This window comes from Paenibacillus sp. PDC88 (assembly GCF_900106725.1).
GTDB lineage: Bacteria > Bacillota > Bacilli > Paenibacillales > Paenibacillaceae > Paenibacillus > Paenibacillus shunpengii.
Genome location: NZ_FNNT01000003.1, coordinates 144,286 through 166,216 on the forward strand (window position 1 = coordinate 144,286; position 21,931 = coordinate 166,216).

Consider the following 21,931-nt stretch of genomic DNA (forward strand, 5'->3'; position numbering starts at 1 on the left):
CATATTAGAAGCTGCTACTAATAGTAGATAACACAGGCTCTAATCCTTGCTTTTTCCAAATTCGTAGAATTACACTTTTAGTAACTTACTTTAATCGATATAAAATCAAAAAAAAGAACCAGGGCTGCTAGGAGCCTGGTTCTCTGTTCGAACACACTGTTGCATATATTTGTATTATCCTTATGCCAAACTGGATTGAACTTTGAAGAGAGGTGTTTCTTCCGCCTTCTTCTCGCTTGCCTTGTTCTCCAGCTTCGGCTCTTCCACAGATACACGGTAAATGTCAGCACCAAGGCCATTCAGCTTCTCAGCCAAATGAACATATCCACGATCGATATGATGTACACCACCGACCTCTGTCGTACCGTCAGCAATTAAGCCAGCCAATATCAGAGCCGCCCCTGCACGCAGGTCTGTCGATGTGACTTTGGCTCCGGTCAGCTTAGCACCGCCCGTAATAATAGAAGAGCGGCCTTCTACTTTAATTTCGGCATTCATCAGATTAAACTCATCGACATGCATAAAGCGATTCTCAAACACCGTTTCCGTTACAACACTGGTTCCTTCAGATTTAAGCAAGAGCGCCATCATCTGCGATTGCATATCTGTAGGGAAACCTGGGTATGGTAAGGTTTTGACATCTACAGCTTTGAGAGGACCGTCCGCAATTACACGAACACCGTTCTCATCAGGAATAATGGTTACGCCCATTTCTTCCATCTTGGAGATAACCGGACCGAGGTGATCCGAGATCGCTCCCTCGACATAAACGTCGCCGCCTGTAATGGCAGCTGCCGCCATATAGGTACCTGCTTCAATCCGGTCAGGAATAACGGTGTGCTTCACGCCATGAAGTTTGTCAACTCCATCAATACGAATGACACCTGTACCCGCACCGCGAACCTTAGCACCCATTCCATTGAGGTAGTTAGCAAGATCGACAATCTCAGGCTCTTTTGCTGCATTCTCAATCGTCGTTGTTCCTTCAGCAAGTGTAGCTGCCATCATGATATTCTCTGTCGCTCCCACACTGGCTACGTCCAGATAAATCTTAGCTCCACGCAGCTTGCCGTTAGAACGTGCTTCTATATAACCTTGACCAAGGCTGATTTCCGCACCCATCGCTTCAAACCCTTTGAGATGCTGGTCAATCGGGCGAGTACCAATGGCGCATCCGCCTGGTAAAGATATTTTTGTATAACCCATCCGAGTTAGCAAAGGACCCATAACCAAAAAGGAAGCCCGCATTTTCGTAACCCATTCGTAAGGGGCCTCGCACGAAGTTAAATTCGTTGCATTTACAGTAATTACCTCATCCTGGTATTGTACTTCCGCTCCTAGCGATTCCAGTACTTTGTTAATAGTCATCACATCGTCGAGAGGAGGTGCATCAATAATTGTGCTTACTCCTACTTCCCCTAAGAGAGAGGCGGCGATGATCGGAAGAACTGAATTTTTAGCGCCGCTGACTTTGACACTTCCGGTCAATCTCTTGCCTCCGCGGACGATAAATTTGCTCATCATGGTTCCCTCCGCGCGTTTTTTTCCCTTTTCTGCTTACAATCTTAGATCCTGTAAAACAGATCATCCGTTGCTTGCCCGAATGAATCGGAAAATTCGACATCATCATTTAATGTTCGTCAAGATGTCTTTCTTCAGAAAAGAATCGTTTTCATTGTTATTAGAAAAATTTGATCATAACTACACTACAAATCGAAGAAAAAGCGAGTCATTCGCTAATCCCCTAAATTCCATCATAACACCTTATAAATAAAGGAGACAAGCATTTTTTCAATTAAGGCAGAATATTCAAGTTCCAACTTCCATTAACACTTGTTTGACCCATCTTATTCAAGGACATTCATTACTTTCATTGTTCACATAAATACATGATGTTATTCGACAAAAGCCGTGTTGTTCTTGCCTAACAGAGATTAACCAGCTTTATATATCTTTAAAACAAGATTTTTATAAAATTATTCTTCACCTTGCTTTATGGTAATTCCTGGTCGAAAACAAGCTGAACAGCACATTTGATTAAATCTCACATGACTGAATCAATTTCTTGAACAACTTATACTATGAAATTGATTCTGCGAAGTGAATTTATGTAAATTCACTAGAACAGATATCTCAGCATTTGAGTCCAGCTTAAATACTTTAGTATGAACTCAGATACGAAATGACCAATGACAATTGCGATTAACAGCTGCAGCATCCTTGCTTGGGGACTCTGCGGGTGACGTACGAATAAATCCAATTTCAAATGCTGTAATGACCACCAAGCTAAGGCAACACAGGCGAGTGAAACGATCATCGCTACCAGACCATTCACACTAACCGCTTGATTAAGCTGGTCGTTCACCAATTGATCCATATCCTACCCTCCGCCTTTATCATAACATCAGAAAATCACACACTGAGAAATCATAGTCGGTAGACGTCCCCTTGTCAACATGCCAAATACCTTATCTGACTGCCAATATACGTCACTTCCGTCAAAATTGTTCTCTTTCAGACACATTTCCTGTTTGTCCGAGCAATTCTCTGTCATTTCCTCGGAAATAATATCAAAAAATTAAAAGAAGGATCTGGGACACATTCATGCCCCAGATCCTTCTTCAGTTCATATATATTTAGAATGATCTCAAAGCTTCATTCTAACTTATTGATTACTGACCGGAAACTTTAAGTCGGTTCATGGCTTTTTGCAGTGCAAGCTCAGCACGTCTGTGATCAAATTGATCCCGATTGCTCGATAGACGTGTTTCTGCACGCTCTTTCGCAGCTCTTGCACGATCAACATCGATCTCATTAGCCAGCTCCGCACTTTCAGCCAGAATAACGACCTTCTCTTTGCGAACTTCAACAAATCCACCGGCAACGGCGATCTTTTGTTCTTTACCGTTCGCTTTAATCGTTACAGGGGCAATCTGCAATGGAGTCACGAAGGGTACGTGACCAGGTAAAATACCCAGTTCTCCCTCTAGACCTCGTACAACCAGACTGTCAGCCTGTTCAGAGTAGATGAGTCGCTCCGGAGTTACGATTTCCAATAAAAAGGTGCTCACTGTCATCCCTCCTGAACACTATCCGCAAGGGATAGTTCACTTCATGTGTGGATCATTAGTTCTAAGTCTTAAGAACTATTCCATTGATTTTGCTTTTTCTACAGCTTCTTCAATAGTACCCACGAACAAGAATGCAGCTTCCGGAAGATGATCGTACTTGCCGTCGAGGATTTCTTTAAAGCTGCGTACTGTTTCTTTAACAGGAACATATTTACCCGGAATACCGTTAAATGCTTCTGCTACGTGGAACGGCTGGGACAAGAAACGTTGAATTTTACGTGCACGTGCAACGAGCATTTTATCTTCTTCACTAAGCTCGTCCATACCCAGGATCGCGATGATGTCTTGAAGCTCATTATAACGAGCCAAGATACGCTTAACGCCTTGTGCCACATTGTAATGCTCTTCACCCACAACGTCCGGTGTAAGAATACGGGAGCTGGAAGCAAGAGGATCTACCGCAGGATAGATACCCATCTCAGAGATTTTACGCTCAAGGTTTGTCGTTGCATCCAAGTGAGCAAAGGTTGTTGCTGGAGCCGGATCCGTATAGTCATCGGCTGGTACATAGATCGCTTGGATGGAAGTAACGGAACCTGTCTTCGTGGAAGTAATACGCTCTTGCAATTGTCCCATTTCCGTTGCAAGTGTAGGCTGATAACCTACCGCAGACGGCATACGACCGAGCAAAGCGGATACTTCAGAACCCGCTTGAGTAAAGCGGAAGATGTTATCGATGAAGAGAAGTACGTCTCTTCCTTCTTGATCACGGAAATACTCTGCCATTGTCAGACCTGTCAACGCTACGCGAAGACGTGCACCTGGTGGCTCGTTCATCTGTCCGAATACCATTGCCGTCTTGCTGATAACGCCGGAATCCGTCATTTCATGGTACAAGTCATTACCTTCACGTGTACGCTCACCAACACCGGCAAATACGGAGATACCACCGTGCTCTTGTGCAATGTTATTGATAAGCTCCTGAATCGTAACGGTCTTACCTACACCGGCACCACCGAAGAGACCGATCTTACCACCCTTAGCATAAGGAGCAAGCAAGTCGATAACTTTGATTCCTGTTTCCAGCATTTCTGCTTGTGTAGACAATTCTTCAAACTTAGGTGCTTGACGGTGAATCGGGTTACGAGTAACGTCGGCTTGAATCGTTGTTCCATTATCAATCGGCTCACCCAATACGTTAAATACACGTCCCAAAGTAGCCTCACCAACAGGAACGGAGATTGCTTGTGTTGTATTCACTGCTTCCATGCCGCGTACAAGACCGTCTGTGGAAGACATGGCAATACAACGTACACGGTTATCACCAAGATGTTTTGCTGCTTCAAGAGTCAGATTGATCTCGGTGCCGCTGTCTGTAGTTGTGTTGATCGTAATCGCATTATTAATATCCGGGAGTCCGCCGCGGTCGAACTCGACGTCAACGACCGCACCCTGTATGCTGACAACGCGTCCTTTATTCATCTTTTAGTTCCCTCCTACAAGCTATAACAGATCAAAAAGTCCAAAGAAATATTTATTTCTCCATTAACATTAAGCCCTGATTAGCCTTCGATTTATATTATTCCGTACATGACTTTAAGATTGAGCGTTAGCTCCCGCAACGATTTCCGTAATCTCTTGCGTGATCGCAGCCTGACGAGCGCGGTTATACGTAAGAGACAGCTCTCCAATAAGCTTGGAGGCATTCTTCGTCGCAGATCCCATGGCTGTCATCTTGGCACCGAGCTCACTTGCTTTACCGTTCAAGAGCGCCCCGTAGATCAACGTTTCTGCATAGCGTGGAAGAAGAGCTTCCAGCACAGCATCCGCAGAAGGTTCATACTCATATTGAGCAGAAGCACCCGTGGATTGTTTCTCTGGTCTTTCCATAGGCAGAAGCTTCTCAACGGTTGGAACTTGAGTAAGTGCATTCACAAAACGGCTGTAACAGATATAAATCTCATCAAACTTACCTTCCTCAAATCCATTTACAGCTTGGTTCGCAATGGTTTTGATGTCTGCAAAAGAAGGCGAATCTGATAGATCCGTTACATCCAACTCAATGGCCTGTTCCCGGCGTCTGAAGTAATCACGACCCTTTCTTCCGATGACATAGAGAACATACTCATCCTGGGAGGAGTGGCGTTCTTTAAGGGTAAGTGTGACTTGACGCAGGATGTTGGCATTGTATCCACCCGCAAGACCACGGTCTGAAGTGATGATCAGATAAGCTGTTTTCTTAACCGGACGTGAGACAAGCATCGGATGACTGACCTCATTGGAGGAAGATGCGATGCTTGTTACGACTTCCTTAAGTTTCTCGGAGTATGGGCGAGCAGCTTCTGCTTTCTCCTGGGCTTTTCTTAGCTTGGAGGCAGCGACCATCTCCATTGCTTTGGTGATTTGCTTCGTGCTTTGAACACTTTTGATTTGGCGCTTGATTTCGCGCATGCCTTTTGCCATTTTTTTCACCACCTTAAAGTTTTGACGTAGTCAAAACTAGCATCGTAAGCATAAACCTTAAAGTTTTGACGTAGTCAAAACTAGCATCGTAAGCATTAACTTAGTTTTGACGGAGTCAAAACTAACTTCGTAAGCGTAAACTTGGTTTTAACGAAGTCAATGACTGAGTCAATTCCAATCGGTTCACATTCAAATATATATACCATTATGCAAGAGAGGCTGCGGCGTACGTTAGTCGCGCAGCCTATTTGCACAAAGCTTATAAGCTCATTCAACTCGCTGGAAGCACTAATCTACTTAAGCAGATGTAGAAAAGCTCTTTCTGAAGGTCTCGATTGAATCCTTCAATGCAGCTTCGTTGTCAGCTGTAATTTCTTTAGTTGTACGAATCGATTCCAGGACTTCTGGCTTGTTGCTCACCATGAAGCTGTGGAATTCCTTCTCGAAGCGAGTTACATCGCCAACTGGAATTTCATCCAGGTAGCCTTTCGTCGCTGCGTACAAGCTGATGACTTGCAGCTCAACTGCGAGCGGCTTGTGTACATCCTGTTTCAAAATTTCCATCATACGCGCACCACGGTTCAAACGAGCCTGTGTGGATTTATCAAGGTCAGAACCGAACTGGGAGAACGCTTGAAGCTCACGATATTGAGCCAGGTCTAGACGCAGGGATCCTGCTACCTTCTTCATGGCTTTGATCTGAGCGGAACCACCGACACGGGATACCGAGATACCTACGTTGATCGCTGGACGTTGACCCGCGTTAAACAAGTCTGCCTCCAGGAAGATCTGACCGTCTGTAATCGAGATTACGTTTGTAGGAATATAAGCAGATACGTCAGAAGCTTGTGTTTCAATGAATGGAAGAGCGGTTAATGAACCACCGCCAAGCTCGTCGTTCAGCTTCGCTGCACGCTCCAGCAAACGGGAGTGCAGATAGAAGACGTCACCCGGATATGCTTCACGGCCCGGAGGACGACGAAGCAGCAAGGACAGCTCACGGTATGCAGATGCTTGTTTAGTCAAATCATCATACACTACGAGAACGTGCTCACCTTTGTACATGAAGTACTCACCAATCGCACAGCCTGCATATGGAGCGATGTACAAGAGCGGTGAAGGCTCAGATGCAGATGCAGTTACGACAGTTGTGTACTCCATTGCACCGTTGCGGCGCAGTGTTTCAACAACCTGTGCAACGGTGGACTGCTTCTGTCCGATCGCTACATAGATACATTTCATTCCATTGCCTTTTTGGTTCAGGATGGCATCAATTGCAATCGCCGTTTTACCTGTTTGACGGTCACCGATGATGAGCTCACGTTGACCGCGGCCGATTGGAACCATCGCATCAATCGCCTTAATCCCTGTTTGCATTGGCTCGTGAACGGATTTACGTGCCATAACGCCTGGAGCTTTATTCTCAACTGGACGGAACTGATTCGTTTCAATCGGTCCTTTGCCGTCGACAGGCTCTCCAAGTGCATTAACAACACGGCCGATCATGGCTTCACCAACAGGAACCTGCATGATTTGACCTGTACGCTTCACTTGATCGCCTTCACGGATATCCGTGTAAGGTCCCAAGATAACGATACCTACATTGCTTTCTTCTACGTTCAGTGCAAGACCCAATACGCCAGTTGAGAATTCAACGAGCTCACCGGACATTACGTTCTCGAGTCCATATACGCGGGCGATACCGTCCCCGACTTCGATTACAGAACCAACCTCGCTAACTTCGATATCAGTTTTGTATTGTTCGATCTGATTTTTAATTAAAGTACTGATTTCCTCAGGTCTGATACTCAAGTGTCCTCACCCCTCACAACTATACTCGTCTATTAAAAGACTGTTCTATCCGTTTTAATTGACCTGCGAGACTTCCATCATAAACCGTATCGCCGATGACGACCTTCAGTCCGCCGATCAAACTCTTATCGACAATATTTTCAATGCGGATCTGTTTATTGATACGATCTCCAAACTCTTTCGACACCGCTTGCTTTTCTTCTTCACTCAGCTCATAAGCAGAGTACACACGAGCGTTCACCATACCCAGAGATGAGGCTTCAAGATCAAGATAGCTGTCTACAACAGCATCCAGCACCTCAATCCGTCCCCGCTCAATGAGCAGCTTGATTGTGTTGAGAACCGGCTCTGATACTTTCTCTTTCAGGGCGTCCAGAACACTCAGCTTCGTTGAAATACTCACATTCGGAGAAGATATAAATTTCAAAACGTCGCGATCTCCCGTAATGGAGCTTGCAACCGCGCGAAGTTCGGCTTCCACTTCCAGGACGGACTGTTTCTCGATCGCCACATCATACAATGCTTTGGCATATCGTTTAGCAACTACCGTATCCTGACTCATGGTCTGCCTCCTACTTCATTCAGATACTTCTCAACCAGTTCTTCTTGAGCTTTATCCTGCTTAACTTCCTTATCAAGAATCTTGGATGCGATTTGTACAGAAACTGTACCAAGCTCGTTCCGCAAGGAAGCAACTGCTTTGTTTTTCTCACTTTCAATTTCACGTACAGCTTCATCTTTCATGCGTTCAGTCTGCTGCTTCGCTTCAATCAGCAGCGCCTCAGCCTGACTTGCGCTTGTCTTGCGAGATTGCTCAATGATTCCCTGTGCTTCTTGACGTGCTTCTTGCAAAGCCGCCTTTTGCTCTTCAACATATTGAATCGCTTGCTCACGGGTTTGCTTTGCATCTTCCATTTGCTTCGCTACCAATTCACGACGCTGCTCCATAATCCCAAACAGCTTATTGAAAGCAAATTTAGATAGCAGGAAGTAAAGAATTAGAAATGCAACGATCGTAATTGCAATATTTTCCCATAAGATGTGCACTCACGTCACTCCTTTCCGTTCAATCCATTATCGTAACAAAACGAAGGCGCGGATGGCATCGCCCTCCCCGCCAAACCGTCTAAATGTGATATTAAGAAAACATGATCAAGAACGCGATAACTGTAGCTGCCAAAGGAATAACCTCTACGATACCAACACCGATAAACATTGTCGTTTGCAATTGACCGCGAGCTTCTGGCTGACGAGCGATAGATTCTACCGTTCTGCTGACAATCATACCGTTACCAAGACCTGCACCAAGTGCACCCAAACCTACTGCAACAGCTGCTGCTAAAAATTCCATTTTAAATTTCCTCCTCGAAATATATATACATTTTTTTGATAAAAACTGTTTAATATAATAATCTTCTAGCGAGTAAACTCGCATAAGAAGTTACCACCTTGCTAGTGTTCCTCATGAATCGTTGTCTGTGCAATGTATACCATTGACAGAATGGTAAAGATAAAGGCCTGAAGTGCACCTACGAATATACTGAAGCCTTGCCACGCCATCATGGCCGGAATCCCGTACCATCCGATTCTCAAAATGGTGGAGATCAGGATCTCCCCTGCAAAGATGTTTGCAAACAAACGAATTGCAAGCGCGATCGGCTTCGCCAGGTTCTCAATAATGTTAAGCGGAAGGAAAACCGGGAACGGCTCGATGTAGTGCTTCAGGTAATGCTTGCGGTTGTGTTTCAAACCTAAATAATTCATTAGAATAAAGATGACGATCGCAAGACCTGCAGTCACAGAAATGTCAGCCGTAGGTGATTTCCACCATAGGATGTGCGCATGATGATCTTCCGTCAACCCCCTGGTCGCCTCAATGACGAATGGACCCACATTGGATTCATGATGATGCTCAGAGATAACAGAGAATGGCAACCCCAGCAAGTTAGCGACGAAGATGAACAGAATCAAAGTCAGGCCAAGATTGATATAAGCCTTCCCTTTGCTGAGCGGCATGGCGCTTGCAATAAGATTCTGAACAAACTCGACAACCCACTCCATGAAGTTCTGAACCTTTCCAGGATTCTCAACTGATAGATTGCGAGTTGCCAGTCGGGCGAGTATGAACACAATGAGCACCGTCACTGTGAGCATAATTACAGCGGAAAGGTCAATGTTCAATCCTCCGAGCTTAATTATCGGTGAGTCATGCATAGTGATTTATTCACCCCTTTCCAAAAGTATTTTCATTTGCCGGCTCTGGCGTTCAAGATAATACTGACCGGAATAGCCAGAACCTGAACTAAGAAAAGCCCAATTATAGTGAAGCTCATGGATACCTGCTCAAACCGCACTGCAAACATGATCGCCAAAAGAGTAATGCACATTCGTGACAAAAAACCGAAGTTGACTCTTTTGCCTCCGGGCGTTGCGGCGCTTTCCGACACCTGGTTGATTTTCACCGATAAATATCGAAAATTGAATAATCCTGCAGCTAATCCAATGGTAAGTCCAAGAAACACCGGACGATGTTCGGGCATAAGCACCCAAGCGAACAGCGATACTGACAAGAGTACAAATGCCAATCTTGTCACAGCATTCACGATGGAAGACAAACTAATCATTTTGTGCCCCCAAAAACTTCTTAATAAACATAGCTATATTCAGAACCCCCAGCACGAGCCCGGCCATACAACCAATTGCGATTATATATGCCTCTCCGTCTATGAGATTCATCAGCCACCTGCCTGCAAAGAATCCAATGGTTATGTACGTAGCCAGCAGGATGCCGGAACCACCGATTGCAAGAGCAATTAACCACGGTTTATCTTGGTTCATCGTAGACACAACCCATCCCTTAGAAAGCGCTGTATATGGAAAATGAGTCAAAATCTCGTTCTTCACGAATACTCCGTAAAAACGATGAATTATGCATCTGGCCTGTCCAATCCCAATTATCTTACTGAATGGGTAAACTGTTTGTCAATCGGTCGATTCCTTGCTCCAGCTATGAAAAAGGCCTTGAAAAACAGTGAAAAAATCTCACAATATCTCTCAAAGCCACGTAAACCGTACAGTTTGACTGTATGCTGTACTGTTCACTTCATCACATAATAAAAATAATTATTTTTCGAACTTTCTGTGAAATTGCTCAGGGCGCTCTTCTTTTTTGCCAAAATGGTGCAAAATCGCACTGACAATCCGTTCAGAAGCACGTCCGTCACCGAATGGATTCGCTGCTTCGCTCATTGATGCGTACAGCTCCGAGTCGGTCAATAATGCCTTCGTTCTGGAATATACTTGCTCCTCGTTCGTACCGACAAGCTCCAGTGTTCCCGCTTCAACCCCCTCAGGTCTCTCCGTTGTATCACGAAGCACAAGAACAGGTACTCCATAGGACGGCGCTTCCTCCTGCATACCGCCTGAATCCGTTAGAATCAGATGCGTATGCGGATAAATATTGTGGAAATCCACAACGTCCAGCGGATCAATGAGCTTGATACGCGGGTGTCCTCCCAGAATTTCGTATGCCGGCTCTTTCACTGCAGGACTCAGATGCACAGGGTAAACGATGGCTACATCCTCAAACTCATCTGCAATGCGCTTGACGGCTCTGAATATGTTACGATGAGGCTCGCCTTGGGATTCACGGCGGTGAGCCGTCATTAGAATCAGACGCTTCCCTTCTGCAAATTCAAGCACCGGATGCGTGTAATCATCCCGTACCGTATATTGAAACACATCCGTGACCGTATTGCCTGTGACGTATACACTTGACTCCGGCTTATTTTCTCGCAGGAGATTGTTCGCAGACATATCTGTCGGTGCAAAATGCAAGTCAGCAAGCACACCTGTCAGCTGTCTGTTCATCTCCTCAGGGAATGGTGACAGCTTGTTCCACGTACGAAGCCCTGCTTCCACATGTCCAACCTTGATCTGCTGCAAAAATGCCGCATAGCTGGCAAGGAATGTGGTCAAGGTATCTCCATGAACCAGCACAATGTCCGGTTTGGCTTCCTGCAGTACCGGTTCAAGTCCTTGAAGGACTCTTACCGTAATTTCGTTCAGTGTCTGACGATCCTTCATGACATCCAGATCATAATCCGGTGTAATGTTGAATACTTCCAGCACTTGATCCAGCATCTGACGATGCTGGGCTGTGACACATACAATTGATTCGATTTCATCCGGATGACGTTCCAGCTCCAAAATAAGCGGCGCCATCTTGATCGCTTCCGGGCGGACTCCGAAAACCGTCATTACTTTAATCTTCGACATTCGCGTTCGAGCCCCTTTGTATCAGATTGATTTGTTATTTCGTACCGTACAAGCGGTCTCCTGCATCACCAAGACCAGGAATAATATAACCGTGGTCATCCAGACCTTCATCAAGTGCAGCCACATAAATGTCCACATCTGGATGCGCATCCTGAACCGCTTTGACACCTTCTGGTGCAGCCACCAGGTTCATCATCTTAATCTGAGTGCAGCCGCGCTTCTTCAGCACATCAATCGCCGCAATCGCAGAGCCGCCAGTCGCCAGCATCGGATCGATTACGATGAGCTCGCGCTCCGTTACATCCGTAGGCAGCTTCGTATAGTACTCCACAGGCTGCAAAGTCTCAGGGTCGCGGAACAGTCCAACATGGCCTACTTTGGCCGCAGGAATCAATTTCACGACGCCATCCAGCATACCAAGCCCAGCGCGCAGAATCGGAATAAGTCCCAGCATACGTCCTGAGATGACCTTGCCCTCTGTCTCGGCTACAGGTGTCTGTACAGTTATCGTTTCGAGCGGAATATCGCGTGTTATTTCGTATGCCATTAAAGTTGCCACTTCATCTACGAGTTCACGAAAATCCTTAGTGTTCGTGCGCATGTCACGAATAATCGTCAATTTGTGTTGAATCAACGGGTGATCACATACCACCAATTTTCCCATTGCTTGTCCCTCCGGTAGGTTCTTCATTCATCATCAACAGCCCAATCTATGCAATGATAGACAGGCAAGTCGATAAATCCTGTATATTATATCATTCCCTATCCTTAAAATGCACCTTCATCTGGCTGTATCCTTCGAACAATATAAAAAAGACCGGACCACTACGACAGCGGTCCGGTCTGTTGTTCAAGAAAATAGCCGAAACAGCTAATTCTTAGTATAGGAAAATTTGTTTCATTTTAGTACTTTAGCTCCGGATAAAGCGGGAATTTGTCAGTTAATGCAGTTACTTGTCGTTTGGCTTCTTCCAGCACCGTAGCGTCTTGGGCGTTCTTCAGCGTCTTGGCGATAATTTTACCGATCTCAACCATCGCTTCTTCGTCCATACCGCGGGAAGTTGCTGCAGGCGTACCAATTCGAATACCGCTCGTAACAAACGGGCTTGTAGGATCAAAAGGGATCGCATTTTTGTTGACAGTGATACCGATCGAATCCAGCACATGCTCGGCATCTTTACCTGTAATGTTGATATTACGGGTATCAATCAGCATCAAGTGGTTGTCCGTTCCGCCGGAAACGATATTCAGACCTTCGGCAATCAGAGTTTCCGCAAGAACTTGAGCATTTTTGACTACATTTTGTGCATAGGTTTTGAAAGAAGGCTGAAGAGCTTCACCCAGAGCAACCGCTTTGGCAGCAATAACATGCATCAAAGGTCCGCCCTGGCTTCCTGGGAATACAGCCTTGTCAATCGCAGCAGCCCATGGCTTGCGCGTAAGGATCATACCACCGCGTGGTCCGCGAAGTGTCTTATGCGTTGTTGTCGTTACAAAATGAGCATGAGGCACTGGATTTGGATGCAGACCTGCCGCCACGAGACCTGCAATATGGGCCATATCCACCATGAACAATGCGCCTACATCATTAGCAATGCTCGCAAGTGCTTCAAAATCAATGGTGCGCGGATATGCACTTGCGCCTGCTACGATCAGACGAGGACGATGCTTAAACGCCGCTTTGCGAACCTCATTGTAATCGATGCGGAATGTATCTTCCTGAACACCATAAGCAACAAAGTTATAGAGAAGACCCGATGCATTCACCGGGCTGCCATGTGTTAAATGACCACCATGTGCAAGGTTCATCCCGAGCACAGTGTCTCCCGGTTTGAGCGCAGCAAGATATACAGCCATATTCGCCTGTGCACCGGAGTGCGGCTGAACGTTGACATGCTCTGCACCAAACAATTCTTTGGCACGCTCACGAGCGATATCTTCAACCACGTCAACATGTTCGCATCCGCCATAGTAACGTTTGCCAGGGTAGCCCTCAGCATATTTATTTGTAAGTACGGAGCCCATCGCTTCGATAACTGCTTCGGAGACGATATTCTCAGAGGCGATCAGCTCGATATTGTTTTGCTGACGCTTTAATTCCAATCCCATCGCATTGAGTACTGCCGGGTCTGCTTTGCGCAATTGATCCATAACTTGAATTCCTCCCATATGATAGCTGTTTTAATTAAATTCTCAATCACAAGTTGAAGTGTTGCCGATTACATCAAGCTGGTACACCGCACGCTCTCCGCCAATAAGCTTCGGCCTCGACAATGCGGTAGTCACCCGTGCTTCCCCAATATAACGCCTTGCTGTACGGTAAGGAACAGCAACTCTCCTCAAATGCATGCCGATGAGTGTCTCACCGATATCCATGCCCGCATGCGCTTCAATCGTTTCGGCAAGACAGGGTTCTTGCAGAGATCGATAAGCTGCGGCGGCCATGGAGCCTCCTGCCTTCGGAACCGGTACGGCTGCTACCTCCGTAAGTCCAAGCCTCTCAAGCAGCGAACGCTCCAGAACCAATGCTCGGTTCAAATGCTCGCAGCACTGCACAGCAACCTCAAAACCGTAAGCATTCTTCACTTCATTTATACCTTGAAGCAATGCTTGTGCAATCTCTGAGGCTCCAGCTGTCCCAATGCGCTTGCCTGCTACCTCGCTTGTACTGGTGCCAATGACGACGACTTTACCTGGACCAAGCTTTCCTTCAATCGCAAGCTCTTCCAGCACCTCAGCTGTCTGTGCCGTAATTTGGTCCAATTCCGGGTGACTGCTGTTCTGTTCCATAGCCTAATGAACCCTCCCCTTCCGTTTGTGACTTCAAAACGATCGCAAGAAAGAGTTGTTCACTCATGAGAATCGTCTAATTCGCCCTATTTTGCGATCTGCCAAGATCATTTGAGTCTTATTATACCGAAAAATATGACGAAATACGAAAAAAGAGCAGTCTCCCACACAAGTATACCTTGCGTGCAAGAAATGCTCTTTTGCCCAGGCGACCGGCCGTTATCTCCGATGCTCCATCGTGGTTTAATCCACACTTGTCGCCAGTTACACCGGAATCTCATTTATCTTCTTCATCATAGAACATCAGATGTTAGAAATCAACTATTTCTAGAGTGCTGCACCAAAAAAATCAGCTGAGCTTATCCAGTACACGCTCAACCGCAGAACGGATCTCCGCTGCCGTCACATCATAATCTTCTCTGCTGCCCCCAAAAGGGTCTGAAATATCAAAGCTTGGAATTCGCTGCTGGATTTCGATAATACGCTGACGATCCGAGTCCAGCACTTCCTGTCCAAGCGCACGCTTCATTTGCCATTCTGCATACAATCGATCCCGTTCCTTAAGATCAGCCAGGACTTTCGGATCATCTTCTGCATATTCCTTCAGCGTGTAGATCTTATCAGCACACTCAGGATAGTGATGAATGACTTGCTGCTTATGTGAACCCGTTAGGGTTAATATAAGATCTGCCCATTGGACTAGATCGCGATTGACCGAGGATGAAGTTATGACATCCTGAATATCGTGATCCCTGAGCACAGCAGCTGCATGACGAGAGATGGTACTTCCATCTATCGCAGACACTCCTGCGGATCGAACTTCGACATCAATACCTCTTGAAGCAGCAGCTTTGCGAAACAGACCCTCTGCCATCGGGCTGCGGCATGTATTGCCTGTACATACGAATAGAATATTCTTCATATTGTCACCTCCGTCGTCTGTATAACTGGATGAAATCCATTGTCATTAAGTTCCCTATGAGATGAATTCTATTGTATGACGCTTCGTCTCAATATGCAAAAGAGAAAAATCGAGCTAGAAGATGAACAGCATGCCAAAAGCCAGCAATATGGCCCCTCCTACAGCTTCTCCGTATTCTCCGAGATTACGGCTCACTCTTCTGCCTATCAATAAACCGACCATCGACATCACGAAACCACAGATGCCGAAGGCGATAACGGTCAGCCATAAATCACTCTTGAACATACCGAGGGTTACACCAACGGAGAAGGAATCAATACTAACACTAACCGCAAATATCATCGTCCCCGCAAACGTCCGGTGGTCCATGAAGTTGGACTCCCCAGGTCTCAAGGCGTTAAATATCATATGTGCACCGAGTGCAAGAAGCAAGCCTCCTGCTACATATGAAGTAATCTGACCCAGAAAGGAGCTGACATACTGTCCTGTGTAGAAACCAATCAAAGGCATAAGAATATGAAACAGCGATATCAACAAGCTCAGCCGAAGCACATGCAGAAGCCGAATCCCCTTCATGCCTATTCCGATACCCAGCGAAAATGCATCCATTCCTAGAGCAACAGCCATAATCATAATTGTGATAAGATGGCCGAGTTCAGCAGGTGCGACCAGCATTCATTCATACCCCCATGTTCACTATAAGTCTTGTACACGATATGCGGACAAGAAGTAAAACATGACAAGTATGAGGTTCTTACGTCACATGGATGATCTGATGTCCGGCTGCTTTTAACAGACGATTCATAATCGCTGCACCAAGCCCCGTGGAAGGACATGCCTCAGCCAGAATATAGGATGCGCCCATCTCATCACAGCTTCGGAGTGCGGCATATAGCAGATGAGCTCCCTCTGCCAGCCGGTCCATACTGCCCAGCGAGAACAAACCATCTGCCTGATACTGACCGATATGCTCACTGAAGGCTAGAACCGCAGTTACTTCCCCGCGTCCCTTGGCTTCGTGAAGCCTGCTGGAGATATAATCCGTTACTTTAGAAGCATCTCCATCGACTATACAGAGTGCACCTTTGGGGGCATAATGCGTGTATTTCATACCTGGTGAACGGGGCGCAACCAAGCTCTCATTGTGATCCGCAGCAAGACCCGGGTCCACGCGAACCTCGGAAGCAACCGTCCCCAGCTGTTCTGCCGTAATTCCACCAGGACGCAGAATCGTTACTGTTCCATCCGCATTTGCTTGCACGACCGTTGATTCCACCCCAACACCGGTAGCCCCGCCGTCCACAATCCCGGCAATGCGTCCATCCAGATCAACCTGAACATGCTCCGCGAGTGTAGGACTGGGTCTTCCTGAGCGATTCGCACTTGGAGCAGCAACAGGGCAGTCCGCCAAGGCCAGGAGCTGCAGAGCCACAGGATGGTCCGGCATACGAACGCCAACCGTGTCGAGGCCCGCAGTTACCCGTGCTGACAAGACTCCTGGCTTAAGCGGTAGAATAATCGTAAGCGGTCCCGGCCAAAAAGCATTCATCAGCGCTTCCGATATTTCATTGATTTCACTTACAAATTCGACTAGCTGCTCCCGATTCGCAATATGCACGATTAACGGATTGTCTGAAGGTCTCCCTTTGGCTTCAAACACCGCTTCCACCGCTGACGTATTTCTCGCATCCGCCCCCAGTCCGTACACCGTCTCTGTAGGAAACGCAACAATGGAACCGTCCCGAAGGAGCTGAGCAGCTTCTTCCAGATGTTCCATCGCTTGTATCGTATGATGTTCCTGCCAGCCATTCTGTACACTGCTGTTCTGCGGCGACACCTGCCAATAAGAGGTCTCCATTCCCGCGTCTCCTCCACTAGCTTTGATAACAGGCTGTTCCTTATCTGTTCTATTTGAATTGTTTGTCATTTGTAATCATCCAGCCTCATCTTGTATTCGTAAATGTTTATAGTATAGCATAGTTGTTGAGTTTTCGATGAGATGGCCATGCCATTATTCGATTCCGGTGAACGGCACCCGCCTCACACTTTTCCCTCGTTAACTACGATCTGCTAAGCAAACATGCTGTCTGCCCAGTCCCATATTTTAACCAATAAATCCCATAAGAAAAATCGGACTTCAGGCTCAGAAGTGCCCTCTGCAGCAGCTACCTCTGTGGTTTGTTCATTTCCATTCGCCGAATTCCCTGTATCCGCTGTATCCTTATCCGCGAGATCTCCGTTACTGCCACCTACAAAGCATAGAGGAGGGAATAACACGCACCACCAATTCTGACCTTCGCCTTTACCGAGCGTAATTCGAACCGCTTCATAATCGCCTGCCGGATAGATCAACTTGCCGTACATCTTTGTCGGAAAAGGGACGACCGCCAGCTCTACATTATACTCATAATCCAGTCCGCGTGCAGCGAGCTCCTCGCCTACCAATTCTTTAAGCTGAGGAATATGCGTTTGAACCATCGTTCTTGCCTGATTCAGACTATTCGGGTTGTCGAGCTCAGGGACCCACTCATTCATCTGCATGACGACAGCGTCCCGAATCTCTCTTTTGACGAGCTGGTCACCCGGCATATCTGAGTTAGCCAGTATACGCAGCCGGATGGACTCCTGCGGAATAAGAGTTTGATGAAGCGCAGCATCCATCTTTTGACCTTCCCAGCTCATCATGACAATCATCATTACCACCACGATCATTAGAAACTGCTTCATACTCTTCCGCATACCCGTCTCCCCCTTAGGCCATGTTCTTCATGTCTATCAGTATGTCCCCATTTGCTAGAGTTAAACCTAGCATTTGAAAATTTAAGAGATTCGATTCATTTCGTAAATAACGCCAACTCGTACGTAGAAATGAGACTGCAGATAAGGGGATCGAGAGATGGGATGATAGAGTTCATAGAAAGGGAAGTCCGCACTTGTGAAAATAAAAAGAGAAGCACAGCTCTGTGCAGAGCAGCTCCTCTGCGACAGTCCGTACTTCCCTGATTCTTATCTTACTTACTAGGCTCTAGCTTCCTTGCGGCTGAAAGAGCGCTTCTTCTGCTCATTGCTCGATGGAGATGGGATATCATCATCGGTCTCCTGTCCGTGCACCCGAATACTCATGATCAAGCCGATACTTGCCATATTAATCATAAGTGACGTTCCCCCGTAACTAATGAAGGGAAGTGTAATTCCGGTCAGCGGCATGATCCCAATGAAGGCGCCGATATTGACGAACACCTGATACAAATACATCGCCACCACACCGACAATAATGTACGGCCCGGTCCTCTCCTTCGTCTCCAGTGCAATCAAGATCATGCGGTGAATCAGTATAAAGTACAGCAGCAGCAGTACCGATGAACCTACAAACCCGAATTCCTCCGCAATCAGCACAAATATGGAGTCGGAGTAGGTGTACGGAACTCGTCCGGATTGTACTGAGGAGCCGTCCATGAAGCCTTTCCCCGTAATCCCGCCAGATCCGATGGCGAGCTTGGCATTGTCGGTGTGCCAGGAGGCTTTGGCTGTCGCCTTCTCGGGAACGAGCCAAGGGTCGAGACGCTCAGCCCAGTGCGTACGGCCGAGTTTGTCTAGATAATCATAGATCGAGTCGTGGTATACCGTATACAGCTTGATGCCGCCGCCCACTATAACAGCGACAATGACAAAACCAATGAGGGCATGAGACGCTTTAACATTCCCGATCCACAAGAGAGCAATCAGTATCACCACATAGGCCAGCGCGTTTCCAAGGTCATTCTGAAGCATGACAAGAGCAAACGGCAAAAAAGTCAGAAGGCCGATTGGCACAACGTCTTTCCAAAAATCCAGCTTCGACTTGTCCCGTTTAATCAGCACAGAGGCGAGGAAAATAACCAGTACCAGCTTGAAGAGCTCTGCCGGCTGAATAGACAGCGGTCCGAGCTGAATCCAGCCGGTCGCATTATTCAGGTTACTTCCGAAGAAGTTCGCTGCGAGCAGCGTAGCCAGTCCGAAGAAATAGATATACAAAGCATATTTGACTAACAGCCGATAATCGACCAGCGTAATTGCAAACATTGCTCCGAAGCCCAGCACATAATAAGCCAGCATCCGAAGATGATGACCTTCTAGTTTCGTGCCGTGCGTGGCACTGTACAAGCTCAAGATACTAATGACCATAAGCAGGCAGATGATAACCAGGATGGAAGCATCCATCTTTTTAAACTTCTGCAGCATGAAGCCGTCCCCCTAAAACGCATCCTGTTTCGGTTCGACACGATAAAGCGTGTATGAAACCATCAGCGCATTTCACAATTCACAATTTTAATTCGACATAATATTACACACTTCATCTATTGTAAGGGATAGATTCGGAAAAAGAAAATCAAGAGGGATTACAATTTCGTAATCCCTCTTCCAGCTTTATCCTTTATTTCTGATTCCCATAACATGACGATCAATTCCAGCGAGATCCGGCACAACAATGATCTCATCCCAGTGGCCGGCCACACGCAGCAGATCGGCCACATCCTCCGCCTGGCCTTGGCCAAGCTCGAAGCCAACGAGCCGCGGCGGCGCAGCGAGCAGGGCCAGCTGCGCCATCATGGTCCGGTAAGGGCCGAGCCCATCCGGACCTCCATCCAGCGCAGTGCGCGGCTCATGCTCGCGCACCTCACGCTGCAGCCCGGCGATATCATCCGCCGGGATATAAGGCGGGTTCGACACCAGGATGTCGACCCGCTCCCCCGCGAAGGGCGCGAGCAGATCGCCCTCGCGAAACTGCACGGCTGCGCCGTTCGCTGCTGCATTCTGTGCAGCTACGGCGAGCGCCTCCGGGCTGATGTCGCTTGCTTCGACATGCCAGCCCGTCCGCTTCACCGCCAGCGTCACCGCAATGGCGCCGCTGCCTGTGCCAATATCTGCGGCCAGCGGTGTTCCGCCTGGCCACAGCCTGTCGCCGTGCAGCATGACCGCCTCGACGAGCAGCTCCGTCTCGGGCCTCGGGATCAGCACGGCGGGACTTACCATAAACGGCAGGCCGTAGAATTCCTGCCGCCCTATAATATACTGGGCCGGTTCCCCCTGGCCCTTGCGATTCACGGCCTCTTCGAATGCCGAAATCTGCTCCGCCGGAAAAGCATCCGGCAGCGCCATATAATAAGCAGCCCCCTCGAGCCCCAGAACGTACTCCAGCAGCAAACGTGCATTATTCTGCGGCTCCAGCACACCACAGTCTTCTAAAAAAGAGGAAGCCTTAAGAAAGGCTTCCCGATTGCTGCTTCCTTGCGGCAGTTCAAATTGCAACCGCATCAAAGCTTTATTCCCCTTTTTCCATGATTTCTGCCTGCTCTGCAATGGTCAGGGCAGACAGAATCTCTTCAATCTCACCGTTCATCACTTGATCCAGTCTATGCATGGTTAGACCGATCCGATGATCCGTTACACGGCTCTGCGGGAAATTGTACGTGCGAATCCGTTCACTACGATCACCCGTACCGACTTTGCTCTTCCGCTCACCTGCATATTTTGCCTCTTCCTCTTGACGCATCATGTCATAGATCCGAGTACGCAGCACTTGAAGTGCCTTTTCCTTGTTGGAGTTCTGGGATTTGCCATCCTGACATGTAGCGACAATGCCCGTTGGTACGTGCGTTACCCGAACGGCCGATTTCGTCGTATTAACGGACTGACCGCCTGCACCGCTGGAGCAGAACGTATCAACACGAATATCCTTGTCATGAATTTCAATATCAAAATCCTCAGCCTCAGGCATAACCGCTACGGTAGAAGTAGAGGTATGAATCCGTCCGCCAGATTCTGTCGCAGGGATGCGCTGTACCCGGTGAGCGCCGCTCTCGTATTTCATTTTGCTGTAAGCGCCGCGGCCATTGATCATGAAAATAACCTCTTTAAATCCGCCAAGGTCACTCTCATTCACATCCATCAGCTCGACCTTCCAGCCTTGGGATTCTGCATAACGTGTATACATCCGGTATAGATCTGCAGCGAACAGCGCAGCCTCGTCACCGCCTGCCGCACCACGAATCTCGACAATCACGTTCTTGTCATCGTTCGGGTCTTTCGGCAGAAGCAGAATACGAATCTTCTCCTCGAGCTCCTGCTGGCGGGGAGCCAGCTCATCAATCTCCATCTTCACCATTTCACGCATCTCATCGTCAAGCTTCTCGTTCAGCATTTGCTTCGCTGCATCGAGCTCTTCAACGACGGTTTTATATTCGGTATAAGCCTCATACGCAGGCTGCAAATCCGATTGTTCCTTCGAATAATCTCTCAGCTTCTTGCTGTCACTCGCCACATCCGGGTCACACAGCAGCTCACTAAGCTTCTCATAACGATCCACAAGGGCCTGTAAACGATCCAACATAGTAATCACCTCTTCTTAAGCATCTTTCACATTCGTTCGTATCCGACATTATATTATAAGGTTTAAAAGGTTGTAATGAGGGTATCGCTACAACGTCATCAATCCTTTGTCATTATTAAAAATAATCATACAGTTAAAGCAAGTCTGTCGACTCTTTATTATATCATACGGCAAAGCGCTTGAGAAGATACTGCTGTGAGGATGTATTTGAAGATATTTGAAGAT

23 protein-coding genes and 1 riboswitch are annotated in these 21,931 nt (G+C 47.2%); all 23 genes read right to left on the reverse strand.

Going from position 1 to position 21,931, the window contains the following annotated elements; translation table 11 throughout:
- Positions 1 to 180 precede the first annotated feature (180 nt).
- The 23 genes from murA to prfA all read right to left on the reverse strand — a co-directional run bounded on the left by murA (position 181) and on the right by prfA (position 21,706).
- Positions 181 to 1,521, reverse strand: a complete 1,341-nt coding sequence (murA, locus tag BLW49_RS11195; RefSeq protein ID WP_083656032.1) for a UDP-N-acetylglucosamine 1-carboxyvinyltransferase — start codon at positions 1,519 to 1,521, stop codon at positions 181 to 183.
- 598 nt (positions 1,522 to 2,119) lie between these two features.
- Positions 2,120 to 2,377: a DUF1146 family protein gene (locus BLW49_RS11200; protein ID WP_047912388.1), complete on the reverse strand. Its 258-nt coding sequence runs from the start codon at positions 2,375 to 2,377 to the stop codon at positions 2,120 to 2,122.
- Positions 2,378 to 2,672: 295 nt separating this feature from the next.
- Positions 2,673 to 3,071: a F0F1 ATP synthase subunit epsilon gene (locus BLW49_RS11205; RefSeq protein ID WP_076314495.1), complete on the reverse strand. Its 399-nt coding sequence runs from the start codon at positions 3,069 to 3,071 to the stop codon at positions 2,673 to 2,675.
- 75 nt (positions 3,072 to 3,146) lie between these two features.
- On the reverse strand, positions 3,147 to 4,553 hold the full coding sequence (atpD, locus tag BLW49_RS11210) for a F0F1 ATP synthase subunit beta (RefSeq protein ID WP_076314494.1): 1,407 nt from the start codon (positions 4,551 to 4,553) through the stop codon (positions 3,147 to 3,149).
- Between the two features lie 114 nt (positions 4,554 to 4,667).
- Positions 4,668 to 5,534 (reverse strand): ATP synthase F1 subunit gamma, encoded by an 867-nt coding sequence (gene atpG, locus BLW49_RS11215; protein ID WP_047912392.1) that lies wholly within the window; start codon positions 5,532 to 5,534, stop codon positions 4,668 to 4,670.
- Between the two features lie 297 nt (positions 5,535 to 5,831).
- Positions 5,832 to 7,346, reverse strand: a complete 1,515-nt coding sequence (gene atpA / locus BLW49_RS11220) for a F0F1 ATP synthase subunit alpha (protein ID WP_076314493.1) — start codon at positions 7,344 to 7,346, stop codon at positions 5,832 to 5,834.
- Between the two features lie 19 nt (positions 7,347 to 7,365).
- Complete coding sequence (locus tag BLW49_RS11225; protein WP_076314492.1) at positions 7,366 to 7,908, reverse strand: F0F1 ATP synthase subunit delta; 543 nt, start codon at positions 7,906 to 7,908, stop codon at positions 7,366 to 7,368.
- A complete protein-coding gene (atpF, locus tag BLW49_RS11230) occupies positions 7,905 to 8,393 on the reverse strand; it encodes a F0F1 ATP synthase subunit B (RefSeq protein WP_076314491.1) in 489 nt (162 codons plus the stop codon). The genes BLW49_RS11225 and atpF overlap by 4 nt, the downstream gene beginning before the upstream one ends.
- Positions 8,394 to 8,484: 91 nt before the next feature.
- Positions 8,485 to 8,697, reverse strand: a complete 213-nt coding sequence (gene atpE, locus BLW49_RS11235) for a F0F1 ATP synthase subunit C (RefSeq protein ID WP_076314490.1) — start codon at positions 8,695 to 8,697, stop codon at positions 8,485 to 8,487.
- A 101-nt stretch (positions 8,698 to 8,798) separates the two neighbouring features.
- On the reverse strand, positions 8,799 to 9,560 hold the full coding sequence (gene atpB / locus BLW49_RS11240; RefSeq protein WP_076314489.1) for a F0F1 ATP synthase subunit A: 762 nt from the start codon (positions 9,558 to 9,560) through the stop codon (positions 8,799 to 8,801).
- 32 nt (positions 9,561 to 9,592) lie between these two features.
- Positions 9,593 to 9,970 (reverse strand): ATP synthase subunit I, encoded by a 378-nt coding sequence (locus tag BLW49_RS11245; RefSeq protein ID WP_076314488.1) that lies wholly within the window; start codon positions 9,968 to 9,970, stop codon positions 9,593 to 9,595.
- Positions 9,963 to 10,250, reverse strand: coding sequence for an ATPase F0F1 (locus tag BLW49_RS11250; RefSeq protein WP_256209718.1), 288 nt, complete (start codon positions 10,248 to 10,250; stop codon positions 9,963 to 9,965). The genes BLW49_RS11245 and BLW49_RS11250 overlap by 8 nt, the downstream gene beginning before the upstream one ends.
- Positions 10,251 to 10,469: 219 nt before the next feature.
- Positions 10,470 to 11,624 (reverse strand): non-hydrolyzing UDP-N-acetylglucosamine 2-epimerase, encoded by a 1,155-nt coding sequence (gene wecB, locus BLW49_RS11255; protein ID WP_076314487.1) that lies wholly within the window; start codon positions 11,622 to 11,624, stop codon positions 10,470 to 10,472.
- 34 nt (positions 11,625 to 11,658) lie between these two features.
- Positions 11,659 to 12,288 (reverse strand): uracil phosphoribosyltransferase, encoded by a 630-nt coding sequence (gene upp, locus BLW49_RS11260; protein WP_090724685.1) that lies wholly within the window; start codon positions 12,286 to 12,288, stop codon positions 11,659 to 11,661.
- 239 nt (positions 12,289 to 12,527) lie between these two features.
- Positions 12,528 to 13,775 carry a serine hydroxymethyltransferase gene (gene glyA / locus BLW49_RS11265; RefSeq protein WP_076314485.1) on the reverse strand — a complete coding sequence of 416 codons (1,248 nt, stop codon included), beginning with the start codon at positions 13,773 to 13,775 and terminating at the stop codon, positions 12,528 to 12,530.
- 42 nt (positions 13,776 to 13,817) lie between these two features.
- Positions 13,818 to 14,414: a TIGR01440 family protein gene (locus BLW49_RS11270; RefSeq protein WP_076314484.1), complete on the reverse strand. Its 597-nt coding sequence runs from the start codon at positions 14,412 to 14,414 to the stop codon at positions 13,818 to 13,820.
- A gap of 195 nt (positions 14,415 to 14,609) precedes the next feature.
- Positions 14,610 to 14,692: riboswitch (ZMP/ZTP riboswitch) on the reverse strand.
- 71 nt (positions 14,693 to 14,763) lie between these two features.
- On the reverse strand, positions 14,764 to 15,336 hold the full coding sequence (locus BLW49_RS11275) for a low molecular weight protein arginine phosphatase (RefSeq protein WP_076314483.1): 573 nt from the start codon (positions 15,334 to 15,336) through the stop codon (positions 14,764 to 14,766).
- Positions 15,337 to 15,450: 114 nt separating this feature from the next.
- Positions 15,451 to 16,011: a manganese efflux pump MntP gene (locus BLW49_RS11280; protein ID WP_047912405.1), complete on the reverse strand. Its 561-nt coding sequence runs from the start codon at positions 16,009 to 16,011 to the stop codon at positions 15,451 to 15,453.
- A 79-nt stretch (positions 16,012 to 16,090) separates the two neighbouring features.
- Positions 16,091 to 17,113: an L-threonylcarbamoyladenylate synthase gene (locus BLW49_RS11285; RefSeq protein WP_076314611.1), complete on the reverse strand. Its 1,023-nt coding sequence runs from the start codon at positions 17,111 to 17,113 to the stop codon at positions 16,091 to 16,093.
- 293 nt (positions 17,114 to 17,406) lie between these two features.
- Positions 17,407 to 18,075, reverse strand: coding sequence for a stage II sporulation protein R (spoIIR, locus tag BLW49_RS11290; RefSeq protein ID WP_076314482.1), 669 nt, complete (start codon positions 18,073 to 18,075; stop codon positions 17,407 to 17,409).
- 279 nt (positions 18,076 to 18,354) lie between these two features.
- On the reverse strand, positions 18,355 to 19,557 hold the full coding sequence (locus BLW49_RS11295; RefSeq protein WP_076314481.1) for an FtsW/RodA/SpoVE family cell cycle protein: 1,203 nt from the start codon (positions 19,555 to 19,557) through the stop codon (positions 18,355 to 18,357).
- Positions 19,558 to 19,743: 186 nt separating this feature from the next.
- Complete coding sequence (gene prmC / locus BLW49_RS11300; RefSeq protein ID WP_090724687.1) at positions 19,744 to 20,631, reverse strand: peptide chain release factor N(5)-glutamine methyltransferase; 888 nt, start codon at positions 20,629 to 20,631, stop codon at positions 19,744 to 19,746.
- A 7-nt stretch (positions 20,632 to 20,638) separates the two neighbouring features.
- A complete protein-coding gene (gene prfA / locus BLW49_RS11305; protein ID WP_047912410.1) occupies positions 20,639 to 21,706 on the reverse strand; it encodes a peptide chain release factor 1 in 1,068 nt (355 codons plus the stop codon).
- Positions 21,707 to 21,931: the final 225 nt, after the last annotated feature.